The following is a 16,939-nucleotide window of genomic DNA, read 5'->3' on the forward strand; positions in this document are numbered from 1 at the left end:
ACGATGAAAAAAATGAAATTTATGGTATTTGGCCTTCTGAGTATGGTCACAATACTATCCTGTACGAAAAATTTTGACGAGATGAATACCGATCAAAATGGATTTCTCTCCACAGAGGTGAGTGCCAAGTTCTTTTTGACGGATACCCAGTACAAATTGTATTCTCCAGACCGTTTTCCTTATTGGAGGGCACATTTGATCCATACCGATAGGTTCGCCGGCCATTTCACATTTGGATTCAACGGTTGTTGGTGGTCCGATGAATTGGGGTATACCTATAATGCCGGATATACCGATGCTGCTTATGGATGGTTGGCCGGTTACTTGGGGAATATAAAAGGGTTCACCGATTTTGTTAAGGAAGGCGGGGAGCTTGAAAATGAGTACATGTACGCCATGGCCTTGATCATCAAGGGACTGTATTACCAAATGTATACTGATACTTTTGGGATGGTTCCTTATACTGAAGCTGGTGTTGAAGGTATTTTAACGCCAAAGTATGATGATCAAAAAACAGTTTACAAAGGTGTGATCGCAGAATTGGATGAGGCTATGGCCATCATTGGATCAGCGGAACGTACCGGTCTTGGTGTGGATGATGCTGGGGAAAATGATGTATACTGTGGTGGAGACCTACAGAAATGGAAGCGTTTGGCCAATACCTTGAAGTTGAGAATAGGGATGAGGGCCTTGGGAGCTCCTGGCGATGATTTTGCGGCATCTGCAATCAACGAAGCCCTTAGTGCTCCACTATTGGATGATACTACCGGTAGTGTTGTCATGAACAAGGATTTTGTGATCAGTCAGTGGGCTGCAGCAGCTTACGGAGATGTTTGGCACAATTTCGGAACGGGTTCCGATTGGACCGTGAGCAGTGCTTTGGTGAACATGCTACAGGACAACAACGACCCTAGATTGGCGGCATATGTGAAGCCTGCGAAGGGTGGAATCTTTAAGTTTGTGGATAACCCAGAAACTCCAGATGTGAATTATCAGGAAAGGGTAGATTTTATCATAGGCGCCTTGGATGATGCTGGAGCGGATTATACAACGTCAATGTCTGGAGATACCACGATCGTTGAATTGGCAACTGGTCAGTATGTAGGGCAACCATCCCGTATCAATGGGGATACCTATTCCTATGTGCGTTACGATTTGTTCAGTACGCCAAGTGATGCGGTGACCCAACCAAAGACCTCTTCCCAAGTGGATGGGTATCCAGAAATTATCCTTACCAGTGCAGAAGCTTATTTCTTGCAAGCAGAGGCTGTCTTGAAGGGACTTCAAGGAGCCACTGGCGATGCCCAAGATTTGTTTGCCAAAGGAATTAAAGAGGCCATGGCGCTATGGGGAATTTCTGGTGGTGATGCCGATACATATATCGCTAATGAAGCTGCTGCGGATATCACAGTAGGCACCTTGGATGAAAAGCTTGAGAAGATTGCCCACCAAAGATGGTTGGTGAGCTATACAGATGGTTTTGAGGCTTGGGCTGTTGTACGTGATACAGGCTATCCTTCTGAATTGGCTGCAGGTGTGTCCGATCAGACCATTTTTGCATTGGGTACACTAAATGGAGATTACCCACAGCGTTTACGTTATGGCTCCGGTGCTCAAGACAACCCAAATTTCTCTGCTGTTGCGCCAGCACAAGGAGAAGATTTGCAAGGAACCACATTGTGGTTTGCACAATAAACCAAATGATGTGAAGCAGTCCATTAAAGGATTTCTCATAGTTTGAGTTAGTTTTATTTATAGTTAATTTTGGGCGAAGGAAGAGGTTTTCTCTTCCTTCGCTTTTTTTATGGGGGAGTGATAAGATGTTTGTGTAATGACTTCATTACGGATGTCCTTTTGTCCAATGATCGCGGAATGGAAATCTGGAATACAACAAATGTGTTAAAAACATAGCGTTATCATAACCTATTCCATTCCATTTAATAAGGACTTGGCGAAAAATTGAAGTATCTTTGTCAATTAACAATATAAGCAACTGTTATGGAAGTAGCCATAGAACCAAAATCAATCCAATATCAACCTGCGGGTCAATTTGAGGACACACGCTTTGAGAAAATCCACAATGTTATTTTCAATGATTCCAAGGCAGGGTCGTTGGAGGTGGCCAAGGAAATTGCAAAGCTGATTCGGAAAAAGCAGGAGGCTGGAAAAAAATGTGTATTGGGGTTGGCAACGGGATCATCACCTATTAAGGTTTATGAAGAGTTGGTGCGCATGCACAAGGAAGAAGGGCTTAGTTTTAAGAATGTGGTCACCTTCAATTTGGATGAGTACTATCCCATGGAGCGGAACAATATCCAAAGCTACCACTACTTTATGCACCAGCATTTGTTCGATCATATTGATATTGATCCCGCAAATGTGAATATACCTGATGGAACTGTACCATCGGATAAACTACAAAAATATTGTCGCAGTTACGAAAGCCAGATTGAAAAGGCAGGAGGATTGGACTTCCAGTTATTGGGGATAGGCCGTACTGGGCATATCGGTTTTAATGAGCCGGGATCTCACTTTAATTCAGCTACCCGGGATATTACCTTGGACCATATTACCCGAGTGGATGCGGCACCCGCATTCAAAGGCTTGGAAAATGTGCCAAGAAAGGCCGTTACCATGGGTATAGGCACCATTAGAAAGGCAAAACGGATTGTTCTTTTGGCCTGGGGCCAGAACAAGTCGGAAATTGTAAGGGACACCATTGAAGGAGAAATAAGCCCCGAAGTGCCCGCTACGTATCTTCAGGAACACTCCAATGCCACCTTTGTGTTGGATAAGGAGGCTGCGGCCCACCTTACCCGTATTGATACGCCTTGGTTGGTGCGCACCTGTGACTGGACGCAAGACCTTACCCACAAGGCTGTGGTTTGGCTCAGTTTACAAAAAGAAAAGCCTGTATTGCAACTGACGGACAAGGATTATAACGATTCAGGAATGTCCGATTTATTGAGTACGGAGCAATCCTCTTACGAAATCAATATTAGAACCTTCAATCGCTTGCAACATACCATTACTGGATGGCCGGGCGGTAAGCCCAATGCGGATGATACCAACCGTCCAGAACGGGCTACACCGGAAAAGAAGCGTGTGATCATCTTCAGTCCGCATCCGGATGACGATGTAATATCAATGGGGGGTACTTTTGACCGATTGGTTTCCCAGGGGCATGAAGTGCATATCGTCTATCAAACTTCAGGGAACATCGCCGTGGCCGATCATGAAGCGCTGAAAATTGCTGAGGTGGCCAATTCCATTACAAAGACAGATACATTCTCAAAGGTCATCGAGGACCTGAATGGTAAAACCGAGGAAGATTTTGATTCGGAATTGGTCAGAAAGATAAAAGGGAATATCAGAAGAAGTGAAAGTTATGGAGCCACCCGCTATATGGGGATTCCTGACAGCCAAGTGCACTTTTTGGACCTGCCATTCTACGAAACAGGGGCCATCCGTAAGAAGCCTTTGGGAGAGGATGACATCAAGATCATGAATGATGTCATTGAGAAGATCAAGCCCCATCAAATTTATGCAGCAGGAGATTTAGCCGATCCACACGGCACGCACCGCGTATGTCTGGAGGCTTTGTTCGCTTCCCTAAAGGAATTGAAGGCGAAACCTTTTATGGATGATTGCTGGGTATGGTTGTACAGGGGAGCTTGGCACGAGTGGGAGATCCATGAGATAGAAATGGCGGTCCCCATGAGTCCTGCACAGGTACTTAGAAAGCGAAAGGCCATTTTTTACCACCAGACCCAAAAAGATGGGGTAATGTTCCAAGGGGAAGATCTCAGGGAATTCTGGGTAAGGGCCGAGGACAGGAACAAAGAAACCGCGCAAAAATATCAGGCCTTGGGCTTGGCAAGTTATGCGGCTATGGAGGCCTTTGTCCGATATCATTACTAAAACATAGAGAGAATACCAATAAAAAGGCCCATAACAAAGTTATGGGCCTTTTTGATTTCTGCCATTTCGACTTTAGATGCTTTCAAACAATAGCTCTAAAGGCTTTCTGACTTTCGGTTGGCTCTGGGTTTTGTCGTCGGGACTCCTATAGCCAATGGGAGCCACTAGGGAGGCGTTCAGGCCTTTTTCGGTCAACCCCAATATCTCATTGTATTTTTCGGCTTCAAAACCCTCCATGGGGCAGGCGTCAATGTGTAGGTCAGCGCAAACGGCCAGTAAATTGCCCAAGGCCAAATAGGTCTGATGTTTGGTCCAAGAAGCTTGGTTCTCGTTGGATTGCTCCCCAATTTTCAACTTCATGAAATCTCCATAGCCTTTTAGATCTTCCATATTGAGTTGCCTTGTTTTTGCCGTAAGATTTATATACTGGTCAATATGATGTGGCTTCACTTCAGCGTAATTGCAGAAAACAAATAGATGTGAGGCGTCCACGATCTGACTCTGGTTCCATGACGCGGGTAACAATTTTTCACGGATCTCCCGATTCTCTATGATCAATACTTTGTACAGTTGCAGTCCATATGAGGACGTGGATAGCTGCACAGCACGTTTTATGATTTCCAGATTATCATCGGACACTTTTTGGTTGGGATCGAACTTCTTGGTGGCATACCGCCATTCTTGATTCTTGATGAATTCCATTCCTGTGGTTTTGGGTGTTGTACTAAATTGCATATCAGTTGTTTTGTGTTTCCAATTCGTAATTTTCCATTAAAAAATCATGTGAGAACCCCATTTTTAGATACATGTTCTTGGCCATTTCCGAGGCCTGTAAAGTTGCCAGAGATGCTCCTTGGGCAAGACCTATATTCAAAACATGGTGCATGATTTCAGTGGCATAGCCCTGTTTGCGGTGGTCGGGGTCAATGCCCAGGGCGTGTACTCCCAAGGTCTTCCCAGTGGTGTACATGATCACGGTGCCAACTAGTTGTTTTCCATGATAAACCAAGAAATAAGGAATCTTGCTTGCGGTTTTTAAGAGGGTCTCCGGGCTTATCCTATACTGGAAGGCCCTATAAAATGTGTTGCTCCATGTTTCTGCTTCCAAATCATGGGCTACACGGACCAATTCAATTTTTTTCTGGGTTTCAAACGCTGTATCGAGCGGAAGGCTCATTCCGTATTGTATGGATTTAAGGGATAAGCCTGCTCTGTTTATGGATGGACTTCTCAATGAATCCAAGTTGAAGTTTGAAAAGGTCATACCCTTGTTGCTCTTCATTTGAGCCTCAATTTTTTGCAGCGATTTTTCGGAAAGGACGGCATCGGTCCAAATCCGATTGGGCCACTGTGAATTTTCTATGGTTGAAGTGTGGATGCCTGTATGGTTGTGGTAACCATGAAACGTTTCCCCTGCAAGGCTCCACAATTGGGTTAAGTTGTCAATATTTAATACTGTGGTGTTCATTTTGAATTGATTAAAAATATTCCGGTGATTAAGGCTCCAACGCCTATTAATTTTCTAGAGGTGAGAGGTTCAACGGGGAGGTTCAACCAACCAAACTTACCCGCTAAAATGGAAAAGAGTAATTGTCCGCACAGTCCCAAGGCAATCATTTTGGAAATTCCCAATTTGGGAATGGTATAGAAGTAAAGCGAGATGCCTATCATACTGAACAACCCGCCCACAAACCACAAATACCAAGGTACTTCATATACCATCTGTGCCGATACTTCCCCTTTATTCGTGAAAAATATAAAACAGCTCCCGAAAATGGCACTGGCAATGGAGGTGGATACTACTGCGACCACGGGATGTTTCGCCAAAGCCCCCAATTGGGTGTTAAAACCAGCCTGAACAGCAAGAAAGACACCGCCTGTGAAGGCCAAAACATAAAGTACGATTAATTTCATGGGACAAAGGTCTGTAAGGCAATGGACTTTTGTCTTTACATATGTTGATTGGAGCTTTTTTCTTTGATTTTTTTTCGAATACGGCTCAATTGGGTAGGGGTAATGCCTAAATGGGAGGCAATAAATTGTAGCGGAATCCGATCTTCTATATTGGGATGAAGGGTGATGAAATCAAGATAACGTTCCTTGGCCTCCTTCAATACAATTTCGACTTCTCTTTTTTCCTTATCAATGACCCAATTCTTTTCAAGGTAGGAAATGTAAAAATTCTTGAGGTCCGGTTGGGTGTCGATCAGTTCCCTATATTTTCTGTAATCAAAACTAACGAGGATTGCTTTTTCAACAACCTCAAGCGCAAAGTGGGAAGGTTCATTCTTTAAGGCTGAAACCATGGAGCCCACAATGTTGCCTTCCAGAAAAATATTCTTGTGGTACATATCACCCTCTTTGCTCAAATAATAGGAAACAATGGCTCCTTGCTGCAGCATATGGATATGTCTTGACTTTTCCCCAATGGAAAGTAACGTGGAGCCTTTGTCCAAATATTGGATTTTACCTATGGAGATCAACAAGGAAATGGATGCATCACTGATCGGGCTGTATCGATTGAACACCCCTGTGATAAATTCCCTATACGTTTCTATTGGATTATTCTCCATTTGGGTTGAATAAGGAATCAAGGTACTGTTTTCTTCCAGAAATAGGAAAAGTGGAACACACAGGATATTAAAAACCAAAAAAGCCCCGAGAAATCGGAGCTTTTTGCGGTCTGGACGGGACTCGAACCCGCGACCCCCTGCGTGACAGTCGCAAATTATTGATTTTCAAATGGTTGCATTTGATTTCTTTTGTTTTGAAAATCAGTATTTTATGATTTTTCGCTTTTCTTTTAGCTTCCTTGAGACTACATTTAAGTACCCATTTGTTGTACCTATGTTGTACCCAAAACCAGAAAAGTATGTCTTCAATCAAAGTCGTTTTAAGAAAAAAAGCATTGGCCAATGGCTCATTTCCCATCTTTTTAAGGGTAACCAAAAACCGTAGAACCAAATATTACCGCACTCCTTTGAATACCAATTTGGAAGAGTGGAACGAAGATACAGGTTCTTTCAATGGAAAAAATGCGAACTATATCCAAAAGAATAGAGTGCTTCTGAAAATAAAAGACAGAGCCTTAAAAACCTATTATAACTTGGAGCTTGAAAAAGAAGATTTTACTCTTGACGATTTTGATAAGCATTTTCGAGTAGATACAAATCCGGCTTCACAAGACGTATTCCGATTTTGGGAGGAAATTATTCAAGAAATGCGAGATGCAGGAAGAATGGGCAATGCAAAATTGTACCACGATGCTTCCAATTCAATCAAGAGATTTATCGGTTTTAAAAGTCTACGATTTTCTGAGATTGATGTTACCTTTTTAAACAAGTATGATGCCTTTTTGCGTTCTCGGGGAGGTACGGATGGTGGAATAGGTGTGAAAATGCGAACGGTTCGTGCTATGTACAATAAAGCCTTAGAACGGAATATCTTTAAAGTAGAAAAGCATCCCTTCCATATTTATAAAATTTCAAAACTAAAAGGGAAAGGCATTAAGAGAGCCTTGAATTTGGAACAGATCAATAAGATTCACAATCTTGATTTAACCGAGTATCCACATCTGATTGATTACAGAAATTATTTTATGTTCAGTTTCTATTCTAGAGGGATGAACTTTGCCGACATGATTGATTTGAAATGGAGCGACATCCACGGAGAGCGAATTAGGTATATCCGTAATAAAACGAAACGCCCATTTTCTGTAAAAATCAATCCACCCTTGAGGGCTATTTTGGATTATTACAGAGAACACTCCCTGGGGACAAAGTATATTTTTCCAATTCTTCTATATAACGATTTAACCCCTTTGCAATTAGACCATCGGAAAAAGAAAACCCTTGCCCAATATAACAGGGGCCTAAAAGAAATTGCTAAACTGTGTGGTATCAATCAGGCCTTAAGCTCTTATGTGGCTAGGCACAGTTATGCTAATTGCCTTAAACAAAAGGGAGTGGCTACGGATATTATTGGAGAATCGCTTGGGCATGCAGATATAAAAATCACCCAAGTCTACCTTAAGGAATTGGGCAATGAAATTGTAGACGATGCGGTGGAAGTGCTTTTTAACTAGCCTTAATTTTAAGGGTGCTAAAAAAAATCGATTTCGGAAACTTCCGGAAGTTTTGATAGCTTTAAGAAATGAAATAGCTATAAAGACCTTCAGTCCAAATTTCGGATGGACTGAAGGTCGTGGAGTTGATTAAGGATATGTAGATTCTAATTTAAAAATGCGGAATACATCCAGACCGATTTCTCTTGTTCCATAATGTAATCGGACATCAAGGTATTCGTCCCCTCATCGTTCATTTTGTCCGATAAATCCAAAATTTCCCTTTGTTTGGACAATAGAATCTTAAAAGCTTTCAAAATATCTTCTACGGCGTTGAAACCATCATCGGACTTATCGGCCTCTTTGATTTCCGATTGCTTTAGATATTCCGTAAATCGATACTCGGATGGGAATCCAAGGGTCCTTATCCTTTCGGCTATGGCATCAATTTTTAAGACCAAATCACTGTAGAGCTCCTCAAATTTGGTGTGCAGTTCAAAGAATTTATCCCCTTCCAAATTCCAATGGAAGCCCCTAACGTTTTGATAGAATACCGAATAATTAGCCAATAAGTCCCCAAGCTTGTTTGCCAATTCCTTACTTTTCTCCGTATCCAATCCAATTGCATTCATAATTCTCTATTTTTTGATTAGACATATTTTCTATTATACAGTTTTTGTATGGATGATTTTGTTTTCCGCAGATGAGGGGTCCTTTTGCCTCAGGTTTAAAATAGAATCCTTCGAAATCTCAATGGTGCGGATGGGAAAGGGAATCACGATACCCTCTTCCTTAAATCTTTTTTGAAGCCTTTGGATAAACTGGTGCCGCATCTTGAATTGATTTTCGTAAAGGTCGGTTGCCAACCATACCTTCATATTGATGCTACTATCGGCAAATTCATAAAAACGGACTATGGGTTCGAATCTTTTGGGTAGTGGGGGATATTCCGAAAGTAGTTCCTCGGCCACCTCTAAGGTGACCGTTTCCACAAACTTGAGGTCGCTATCATAATGGACGCCCACCACGACCTGAAAGAACAGGTTTTTTTGAAGGGTGAAGAAGTTTGTGGTTATGGTACTGGAAATTTTCGAGTTGGGAATGATGACCACATTTTCCAACAGTGTCTTGATGACCGTGTTCCTCCAGTTGATATCCAATACGTAACCCTCTTCCCCCGAATCTAATTTAATATAGTCGCCCGGTTGAAGTTGTTTTGCGGCAAGGATATGCAGCCCTGCAAACAGATTGCCCAGGGTGTCCTGTAATGCCAGTGCAACGGCCAAACCCCCAACACCCAATGCTGTTAGGACTGGAGCCAGCTCGAACCCGATGAGATGGGTGAATATTACAAAACCAGCTATGTAGCTGAGAATGCGAATCAGTATATGGTATAGAGAGGTGGCCTTGCCCTGCTTGGCCTTTGTGTACCTGTCATAGATAAAAATCAAAAACTCGGTAAACACATAGGTAAGGACAAAGACATTGAGGCTTATTACCACTTTGTGGAACCAATCGGGAGGAGCATAAACCTTAAGCACTATATCAATTAAGTCTACAACCAGAGCCATTCCAAGGAAAATAGCGATGGATCGCAAGGATTTGAACATTACGGAAACGTATTGAAACTCTTTTCGCTCAGAGAATCTCTGAAAAAGGTTTAGCACAGGTTTGAGAATAAACTTACCGACCACCAGACCTAAAGAAAGGGATAGTGGAATTACGAGATAATGATTTGAAAACAATTCCTTCATCGCTACTCTTCCTAAGGCTACAAATCTATTCTACCCTCCAAAAAATTACTGATGTGAAGCTGCATTCGCCTACCAAAGTCACTTCTTGGTGGGAGATTCAGGAGCACCACAAACCAGCCTTTTTGTGTCATCCTAAAATCTTTGAACAATGTTCCCTTTAGCTGGGTATAAACTGGTCTGAAGTGTTCTTTTACTTTAATGCCCGAACGGTCCAGTACGGCCATAGCTTCTTTGACCGCGTGGACTATATCATCTTTCGGCACACCCTCGTACACCAAATCACTGGCCAGATACTTCATTCGAGACATCAAAAAAACATCGAGAAAATCATTGATTCCCCGACCTCCGTATTCGTAATTTTTATGATAAACAGTTATTTTCATTTTTCAACGCTATTAAATTTAAGATAGTTTTTGTCCGATGTCGGCCTTGAGTTGTGCTAGACCCAAGGCTCCAGATTGTTTCCAGAGATTTTGCCCTTCCTTAAAAAGCATTAGCGTGGGCACACTTCTGATATTGTACTTTTGGGCAATCTGCGGATTTTTGTCGATGTCGATTTTTATGATTCGGATATTGTCCAACTCCTTGGCCAATTCTTTCAGCACCGGTGCTTGCGCCTTACAAGGGCCACACCATTCGGCAAAGAAATCGACCAAAACAGGTTTGCTGTCGTTTATTATGGTATTAAAATTTCCTTTCATCTCTATGTGTTTTTTTAAACTGTTGTGCCCTGTTTCCTTTCAGAAATCTGGCGTAACTTTTTATATAATTCCTCTTCTTCCTTACTTAAGTTCTTGGGAAGCTCCACCTGTATTTGAACAAGCAGGTCTCCATAGTTCTTAGAATCATAAACAGGCATTCCCTTGCCTTTCAAACGCAAGGTTTTTCCACTTTGGGTTCCTTTCGGCACTGACATATTTACACTTCCTGTTAGGGTAGGAATTTCTATTTTACCTCCTAAAATGGCTGTATAAAGGTCAATGGTCTTATTAATGACCAGGTCGTTTCCTTTTCGTTGAAACCTGGGGTCATTTTCTACCCTTAACACTATAAAAAGGTCTCCAGATTTACCTCCATTAGCTCCGGGTTGTCCTTTTCCCTTAATCTTAAGTTGTTGCCCGTCATAAGAACCGGGTTTTATGGTAATTCGTAATTTCTGACCATTGAGTTCAAAAGTTCGCTTGCTGCCTCGATAGGCCTCTAGTAAGGAAATGGGCAGTTCTGCCTGTATGTCGCCACCAGAAAAACCTTGCTGACTTCTTCTTGAACGCCCGCCGAAACCTTGTTGGCCACCGCCGCCAAAGAACATATCAAAGAAACTGGAGAAACCACTGCCTCCACCTTCACCAAAAAATTCTGAAGGGTCTCCTTCATAGTAAAAGGTCTGTCCGCCATTATTTCGGGATTGATTGGCATATTGCCTCCAGTCTCCGCCTGCTTGTTCATAAGCTTGCCAGTTAGCACCCAGCGTGTCATATTTTTCTCTTTTCTCAGGGTCGCTTAATACCTCATTGGCCTCATTGATTTCCTTAAATCTCTCTTCAGCATTTTTGTCACCTGCATTTTTATCGGGATGATATTTAGCGGCCAGTTTCCTATAGGCCTTTTTTATGTCTTTTGGTGTTGCACTTTTTTCAACACCAAGAATCTTGTAATAATCTTTGTATTCCATTTGCTCTTGTCATTATTGTTTAGGTGTTGAACAGTCATTATTTATTTTAAAAATCTACTATCTATACTTTTTCTGATTTGATTTTGAGCTTCTTGTAATATCTCATTAACCTGTGATAGATGCATCCGCTTTATTTTTGCTATATCTTTAAGTTCAAATCCTCTGACGGTTTTTAAATCAAAAATAGAATGCATTGAAACCGGTAATTTTTCCAGAACGATGCTTACATGGTTATGCAAGCGTTCCTCGGAAATTTCCTCATCTAGTCTTTCAATCAATTCCTTTTCTTGGTCTTCTGCAAAAAAATCAGCAACTCCATAATTCACTTTCGGGTACGAGGGGTCATCAAGTTCATCCATCATTATTAGATCGCCGTCCGTATCCTGTGTAAATCTTTCTTCTAACAGTTGCCACTCACTCTCACTCAAAGCCTCTAGGTCCTCCATATTTGATTCTTCCAGACTTTCATAGATAAAGGTGTCATTCAACAATTCATCAGCTTGCTCATACAGCCAAGAGTGAAAGTCTGTCTCTTCTGAAACATTGTCAATATGCTCATAGGTGTAGAGATATAAGTCATTGATAAAATCGTCTGCCTGATAACTGCCTTTGGCAATTACTCCTTTCCGTTCTGCTATATTTAAGTTCTTAGAAATATATGCCCTTACATCTGGCATTAACTTCATAAATGCTTCCTTAAAATGGCTACGGTTGTTATCTTTTTTATAAGCTCGAAGCTCCACCAATACACTTCGAGCATAGGTTTTATATTTTGCTCTCATCGTATTAGAATTTTATTCGTTTTTATTGTGAAATTGGCAAAATGAGTACCATTTTGTTTAACATATAAGGAAAGCATATAAGGAGGTAGAAATGACAGAGATTTTTAAAATCAAATGTTAAAAGATTGTCATAATGACAGCTTATAATGTTTTTATCGTGACATTATGTCTTTTATTGGTTTGATTGTTGAATTTATCCTAAAAAAAATTGGTTAAACAAGGCCTGTTTCCAATTTGGCATTCAATTTGCCCAAAGGAATTTTGAAGTCAATCAAGATTTCACAATTTGTTTTAATGTTTAATTTAAATTTTTGTGATTATGAGCACTTTAGTTAATGTTCCTAAGAATGGAAGTTTATCAAATGTTAATTCAGGTTTAAACTTCCCAACCTGGTCAAGTTGGATTGATAGCTTTTTCAACAACGACCTACCATCGGTGTTTACTTCTAATTTCAACACTGGTATGACACTTCCAAAAGTAAACATCAAAGAAACCGCAGATGCCTTTGTGGTTGATATGGCAGTTCCCGGTCTTAAGAAGTCTGATTTCCACATTGACCTAGACAATCAACTATTATCCATCTCTACAGAGATGAAAGAAGAAAATGAACAACAAGAAGACAACTACACTCGCAGAGAGTTTGGTTACTCTTCGTTCAAGAGAACTTTCACCTTGCCAGAGAGCGTAGATGATGGTAAGATTGATGCGAAATATGTAGATGGTATCTTGAGCATTCACTTGCCTAAGAAAGAAGAGGCCAAACAAAAGCCTGCAAGAACCATCAAGATTTCGTAATGGGTTGGTTTGTTTTTTGATTGATTGAAGTTGGGGGCTGGTTCCCCAGCCCCTTTCCTTCCTAATTGTTGAACCTAAATTTTTGTACAATGAAAGTATTTGGCAAAGAGGTGGGTAAAGCGATTAAATTCCCACCATTTATTGAAAGATTTGCAGGCAAGGTTTTGCCAAGGCTGAAAGGCCGCATCAATGAGTTGGTCTCAGTGCCCTCGACCAATATCAGTGATGAAGAGACCGCTTTTGAACTCTCCGTGGCACTACCCGGACTGGATAAAAAGAACGTGAACATTCAGTTGCAGGGAAACACGCTGATAATAAGTGGTGAGAAAGAACAATCCCAGGAGGTAAATGAAAAACATTGGGTACGAAAAGAGTTTGTAAGAAATGCTTTTTATAGGGCATTTGAGGTGCCACCGAATGCAGATCCCGATAGAATCAATGCAAAAATGAAGGATGGCCTGCTGCAGATAAGGATTGTAAAAAAAGATAGAGTACGTAAAAAACAAACCTTAAAGGTTGCCTAAATAGAATTGTTTAACCATAAAATTTGAATAGAAATGAAAACCTTAAAATTTGGATTACTGACCCTGTTGGCGGTCCTTGTTTTAAGTTGCAACAAAGATAAAAAAGAAGATAAGGACCTGGCCATGAACAATGAAATGGAAGTCGTGGGCGAAACAGCCCCGGAAGTAAGCCATTACTTTAACAAGGCACAGTTTCAAACGGCCTTTGATGAAGAGATCCAACGCAATATCCGGTTGAGCAGTGACGAACTGATGCAGGACGCATTGGATGTGGTCAATGCCACCAAAGAAGCCATCACATTCATTGCGGACAGCAGTTATGCCAAGGCAAAGAGCTCCATTGAATTGGGGATTGGAAAGGCAGAGGCTTTGACTGCCTTAAATCCGGAACTATCGCTGGCACCTGTTGACTTTAAAATTGGAACGAATGATCTGGTTGCTGATATTTCTAGTATTAAGAAAATTAAGGTATTGGCCAAAAAATCCCTTGAGGAAGGGAAAATCCAAGAAACCATTGAACTTTTGGACGGGCTTAAGAGTGAAATTGAAATAGACACCTATAGCCTTCCCATACTAACCTATCCAGTAGCTTTGAAAAAAGCATTGGTACTGGCAAAGGATGGGGACTATGAAGCGGCAAGTACTTTGTTGAATGCCACATTGAACACCATTGTGGTGGAACAAAAGCGCATTCCGCTGCCACTGATCAGAACCGAGTTTATTCTCCAAAAGCTCGACGAAATGATCCAAGAAGAGGATTTTGATATGGAACTTGCCAATCAGCTTCTTGACAATGCAACCTATGAATTGACACTTGCCGAAACCTTGGGCTATGGTAAAAAGGACAAGGAATTCAAGGAACTCCATGATGCAATAAAGCAGATTGGCAAAGTGATAGTGGACACTTCAAACACGGATGAAAAAGGATTGCTCAAAAACCTCCGTGCCAAGCTTGACAAATTCAAAGAGCGTATATCATAACGGGGAATGGCGTATTTGGTTGGACAATGGTGAAAGTGGGCAGTCACCAACTGCCCACTCACTTTAAATTAAATCGAGTGGTGATATGGCACGAAAATTCAAAGCAGGTGACTGGGTAAAGATTAAGGGGGATACCAACGGTCCCAAAATGGAAATTTTGAAATACGTCCCTAAGAAGGAACCCATTTTTGGATTCGTTGACAACGACACCTACGTGGAATGCGTATGGTATCGTGACGGTGAGCGAAAGTCGCAGATTTTCCATCAGAACCGACTGCTAAAGCTGCAGGAGTCAGGAGGAATTTACAAAACCTAGTATGGATACATGTTGAACCAAAACAAGAACAATGAAAACGTATATGACAATTTTTATGGCAATCCTCTTTAGCCTGACCAGTTGCAAGGGCCAGGACAAGAAAGAGGATGTGGTCACCAAACAGGGTGACAAAAAAGAAATGGAACAGCCCAAGGGAACTTGGAAAGTGGACAAGGAATTTGACGAAAACGGAAATTTGATTCGCTATGACAGCATCTATTCCTGGTCGTCAAGTGACACAATCAATGACTTGGCTACTATGGATAAGGACAGTTTATTGAACAATTTTGAATCGAAGTTCTATCGACGTTTCTCGACTTTCAAAGACCAGGGGTTTGAAGATATTTTTGGACGGGACTCCCTTTTTGGGAATCACTTTTTCAACGATGATTTTTTTGAAAGTGACTTCGGCATGGACTTTATGGAACTGGACAAGGTCCATACACGGATGATGGACAGACATCGAAAGTTTTTGGAGAAGTACCGTTCAGATTTTTACGGCAAAGAGAGAGATAGTTTAAAAAACAATAAATAAAACTTAAACAATGAAAAAGACAGTTTTTATATCTGCAATTGTTTCACTGATGATAAGCTTCGGCGTCATCGGTGGTTATCATTATTTTGGAAAGGAAGAGGTGGCCATAAGGCATGTTAACTCAGCGACTGGTCATAAAGTATTGTATGCCGCTAATGCAGAAGGTGAAATTACGCCATTGGATTTCACAAAGACCACAGAAAAGGTCCTGGATGCTGTAGTGCACATTTCTGCCAAGAAAATGATGCCAGCAGGAAGCAATAAGATGTTTCAATATAGAGAGCTGCCGGACCCGTTCCGTGATTTCTTTGGGGAGAGTCCCTTCGGGCAGTTTTTTGGCAGGAGATACTATAATGGTCAACCCCAGTCACCCAATGATTCGGAAGATTACCAGATGCCCGAGGAAATGCCCGTTATGGGAAGTGGTTCGGGTGTCATCATCAACGAAAAAGGGTACATTTTGACCAACAACCATGTAATTCAGGATGCTGATGAAATCGAGGTGACGTTGCACAACAATGGTACCTACAAGGCCACTGTTATTGGTACGGACCCGTCTACGGACCTTGCCCTGCTTCAAATCAAAAAGGAAAACCTAAAGGCGCTCCCTTTTGTCAATTCTGACGATGTACAAGTCGGTGAATGGGTGTTGGCCGTGGGCAATCCGTTCAGCCTCAATTCAACCGTGACCGCCGGTATTGTGAGCGCAAAGGCCAGAAACATCAATATAAACAAGGACCAGTTTGCCGTTGAAAGCTTTATCCAGACCGATGCGGCCATCAATCCGGGCAACAGCGGTGGGGCCTTGGTCAACCTCAATGGCGACCTCATTGGTATCAATACCGCAATTGCCACGAGAACGGGCACCTATAATGGCTATGGTTTTGCCGTGCCAAGTAACATTGCCAGTAAGGTAGTGGAAGACCTTTTGAACTATGGAGCGGTACAAAGGGGCATGTTGGGCATCAATATTGTGACCCTGAACGGTACTTTGGCCAAAGAGAAAGAGGTCGACCTGACCCAAGGGGTATATGTGGCATCAGTAGGAGAGGGTTCTGCTGCGGAAAAAGCCGGACTGAAGGAAGGAGATGTAATCCTCAAGGTAGATGACCGTGAAGTCAAGACCTCACCCGAGCTACAAGAACTCATCGCCTTAAAGAGACCCGGGGATCAGGTGACCTTAATGGTAAATAGAGAGGGCAAAGAGAAGGAATTCAAGGTGACCCTCCAAAATCGAATCGGCAATACCAAGGTGAAGAAGAAGGAACATGCCAAAATCTTGAACCTATTGGGTGCCGAACTGGAAGCACTTGACAAAGAGGAAGCCAAAAAAATGGGTGTGGAAAGCGGTGTAAAGATTACCGCATTGTACGCAGGGAAGCTGAGAAAGTTTACACAGGTACGTGAAGGTTTCATAATCACCCATATTGACGGTCAACGTGTCAATGATGTGGAAGATGTCATGAACGCCTTGGAAGACAAACAAGGCGGGGTAATGTTGGAAGGTGTTTATGAGGACATGCCAGGTAAGTACTATTACGCCATCGGGTTGGACTCATAACCCTTTAGGTTCAACACTTGACTTGAAGGGGGCA

Annotated in this window: 19 protein-coding genes; 9 read left to right on the forward strand and 10 right to left on the reverse strand. The window is 41.9% G+C overall.

What is annotated here, in order from left to right:
* Positions 1-3: 3 nt before the first annotated feature.
* Positions 4-1,695, forward strand: a complete 1,692-nt coding sequence (locus tag ACPD8L_RS13975) for a SusD/RagB family nutrient-binding outer membrane lipoprotein (RefSeq protein WP_116217067.1) — start codon at positions 4-6, stop codon at positions 1,693-1,695.
* A gap of 303 nt (positions 1,696-1,998) precedes the next feature.
* Positions 1,999-3,921 (forward strand): glucosamine-6-phosphate deaminase, encoded by a 1,923-nt coding sequence (nagB, locus tag ACPD8L_RS13980; RefSeq protein WP_421810683.1) that lies wholly within the window; start codon positions 1,999-2,001, stop codon positions 3,919-3,921.
* Positions 3,922-3,993: 72 nt separating this feature from the next.
* On the opposite strand, the gene ACPD8L_RS13985 is transcribed toward nagB, so the two are convergent.
* From ACPD8L_RS13985 to ACPD8L_RS14000, 4 genes are read right to left on the reverse strand one after another with little or no spacing between them, the layout of a single operon-like run.
* Entirely contained in the window at positions 3,994-4,656 is a 663-nt protein-coding gene (locus ACPD8L_RS13985; protein WP_423943905.1) for an NAD(P)H-dependent oxidoreductase, read from the reverse strand.
* 1 nt (position 4,657) lies between these two features.
* Positions 4,658-5,389, reverse strand: a complete 732-nt coding sequence (locus ACPD8L_RS13990) for a GNAT family N-acetyltransferase (protein WP_421810685.1) — start codon at positions 5,387-5,389, stop codon at positions 4,658-4,660.
* The gene (locus tag ACPD8L_RS13995) at positions 5,386-5,835 is read right to left on the reverse strand and encodes a DMT family transporter (RefSeq protein ID WP_293303342.1); all 450 of its coding nucleotides are present in this window, start codon (positions 5,833-5,835) and stop codon (positions 5,386-5,388) included. The genes ACPD8L_RS13990 and ACPD8L_RS13995 overlap by 4 nt, the downstream gene beginning before the upstream one ends.
* 35 nt (positions 5,836-5,870) lie before the next feature.
* Entirely contained in the window at positions 5,871-6,494 is a 624-nt protein-coding gene (locus ACPD8L_RS14000) for a Crp/Fnr family transcriptional regulator (protein WP_116217655.1), read from the reverse strand.
* A 299-nt stretch (positions 6,495-6,793) separates the two neighbouring features.
* Here ACPD8L_RS14000 and ACPD8L_RS14005 point away from each other — a divergent pair, with 299 nt between their 5' ends.
* A complete protein-coding gene (locus ACPD8L_RS14005) occupies positions 6,794-8,005 on the forward strand; it encodes a site-specific integrase (protein ID WP_423943908.1) in 1,212 nt (403 codons plus the stop codon).
* A 146-nt stretch (positions 8,006-8,151) separates the two neighbouring features.
* Here the strand turns inward: ACPD8L_RS14005 and ACPD8L_RS14010 are convergent, their stop codons facing one another.
* From ACPD8L_RS14010 to ACPD8L_RS14035, 6 genes are all read right to left on the reverse strand, one after another.
* The gene (locus tag ACPD8L_RS14010) at positions 8,152-8,616 is read right to left on the reverse strand and encodes a Dps family protein (RefSeq protein WP_423943910.1); all 465 of its coding nucleotides are present in this window, start codon (positions 8,614-8,616) and stop codon (positions 8,152-8,154) included.
* A gap of 33 nt (positions 8,617-8,649) precedes the next feature.
* Positions 8,650-9,594 (reverse strand): mechanosensitive ion channel family protein, encoded by a 945-nt coding sequence (locus ACPD8L_RS14015; protein WP_423943911.1) that lies wholly within the window; start codon positions 9,592-9,594, stop codon positions 8,650-8,652.
* 161 nt (positions 9,595-9,755) lie between these two features.
* Entirely contained in the window at positions 9,756-10,121 is a 366-nt protein-coding gene (locus ACPD8L_RS14020; protein WP_423943913.1) for a hypothetical protein, read from the reverse strand.
* 18 nt (positions 10,122-10,139) lie between these two features.
* Positions 10,140-10,439, reverse strand: coding sequence for a thioredoxin (gene trxA, locus ACPD8L_RS14025; RefSeq protein WP_423943914.1), 300 nt, complete (start codon positions 10,437-10,439; stop codon positions 10,140-10,142).
* Positions 10,440-10,453: 14 nt separating this feature from the next.
* Positions 10,454-11,410 (reverse strand): DnaJ C-terminal domain-containing protein, encoded by a 957-nt coding sequence (locus ACPD8L_RS14030; RefSeq protein ID WP_423943916.1) that lies wholly within the window; start codon positions 11,408-11,410, stop codon positions 10,454-10,456.
* 41 nt (positions 11,411-11,451) lie between these two features.
* Positions 11,452-12,192, reverse strand: coding sequence for a sigma-70 family RNA polymerase sigma factor (locus tag ACPD8L_RS14035; protein ID WP_423943917.1), 741 nt, complete (start codon positions 12,190-12,192; stop codon positions 11,452-11,454).
* A 319-nt stretch (positions 12,193-12,511) separates the two neighbouring features.
* On the opposite strand from ACPD8L_RS14035, the gene ACPD8L_RS14040 reads away from it, so the two are divergent.
* From ACPD8L_RS14040 to ACPD8L_RS14065, 6 genes are all read left to right on the forward strand, one after another.
* Positions 12,512-12,988: an Hsp20/alpha crystallin family protein gene (locus ACPD8L_RS14040; RefSeq protein WP_423943919.1), complete on the forward strand. Its 477-nt coding sequence runs from the start codon at positions 12,512-12,514 to the stop codon at positions 12,986-12,988.
* Between the two features lie 89 nt (positions 12,989-13,077).
* Positions 13,078-13,512, forward strand: a complete 435-nt coding sequence (locus ACPD8L_RS14045; RefSeq protein ID WP_423943922.1) for an Hsp20/alpha crystallin family protein — start codon at positions 13,078-13,080, stop codon at positions 13,510-13,512.
* Between the two features lie 33 nt (positions 13,513-13,545).
* Positions 13,546-14,493, forward strand: coding sequence for a YfdX family protein (locus ACPD8L_RS14050; RefSeq protein ID WP_423943925.1), 948 nt, complete (start codon positions 13,546-13,548; stop codon positions 14,491-14,493).
* 85 nt (positions 14,494-14,578) lie between these two features.
* A complete protein-coding gene (locus ACPD8L_RS14055; RefSeq protein ID WP_423943927.1) occupies positions 14,579-14,809 on the forward strand; it encodes a YodC family protein in 231 nt (76 codons plus the stop codon).
* A 31-nt stretch (positions 14,810-14,840) separates the two neighbouring features.
* Positions 14,841-15,344 (forward strand): hypothetical protein, encoded by a 504-nt coding sequence (locus ACPD8L_RS14060; RefSeq protein ID WP_423943929.1) that lies wholly within the window; start codon positions 14,841-14,843, stop codon positions 15,342-15,344.
* A gap of 10 nt (positions 15,345-15,354) precedes the next feature.
* Positions 15,355-16,905 carry a Do family serine endopeptidase gene (locus ACPD8L_RS14065; RefSeq protein WP_423943932.1) on the forward strand — a complete coding sequence of 517 codons (1,551 nt, stop codon included), beginning with the start codon at positions 15,355-15,357 and terminating at the stop codon, positions 16,903-16,905.
* Positions 16,906-16,939: the final 34 nt, after the last annotated feature.

Origin of the sequence: Flagellimonas algicida, assembly GCF_049629585.1 — a bacterium.
In the GTDB taxonomy this organism is placed as follows: Bacteria; Bacteroidota; Bacteroidia; order Flavobacteriales; family Flavobacteriaceae; genus Flagellimonas.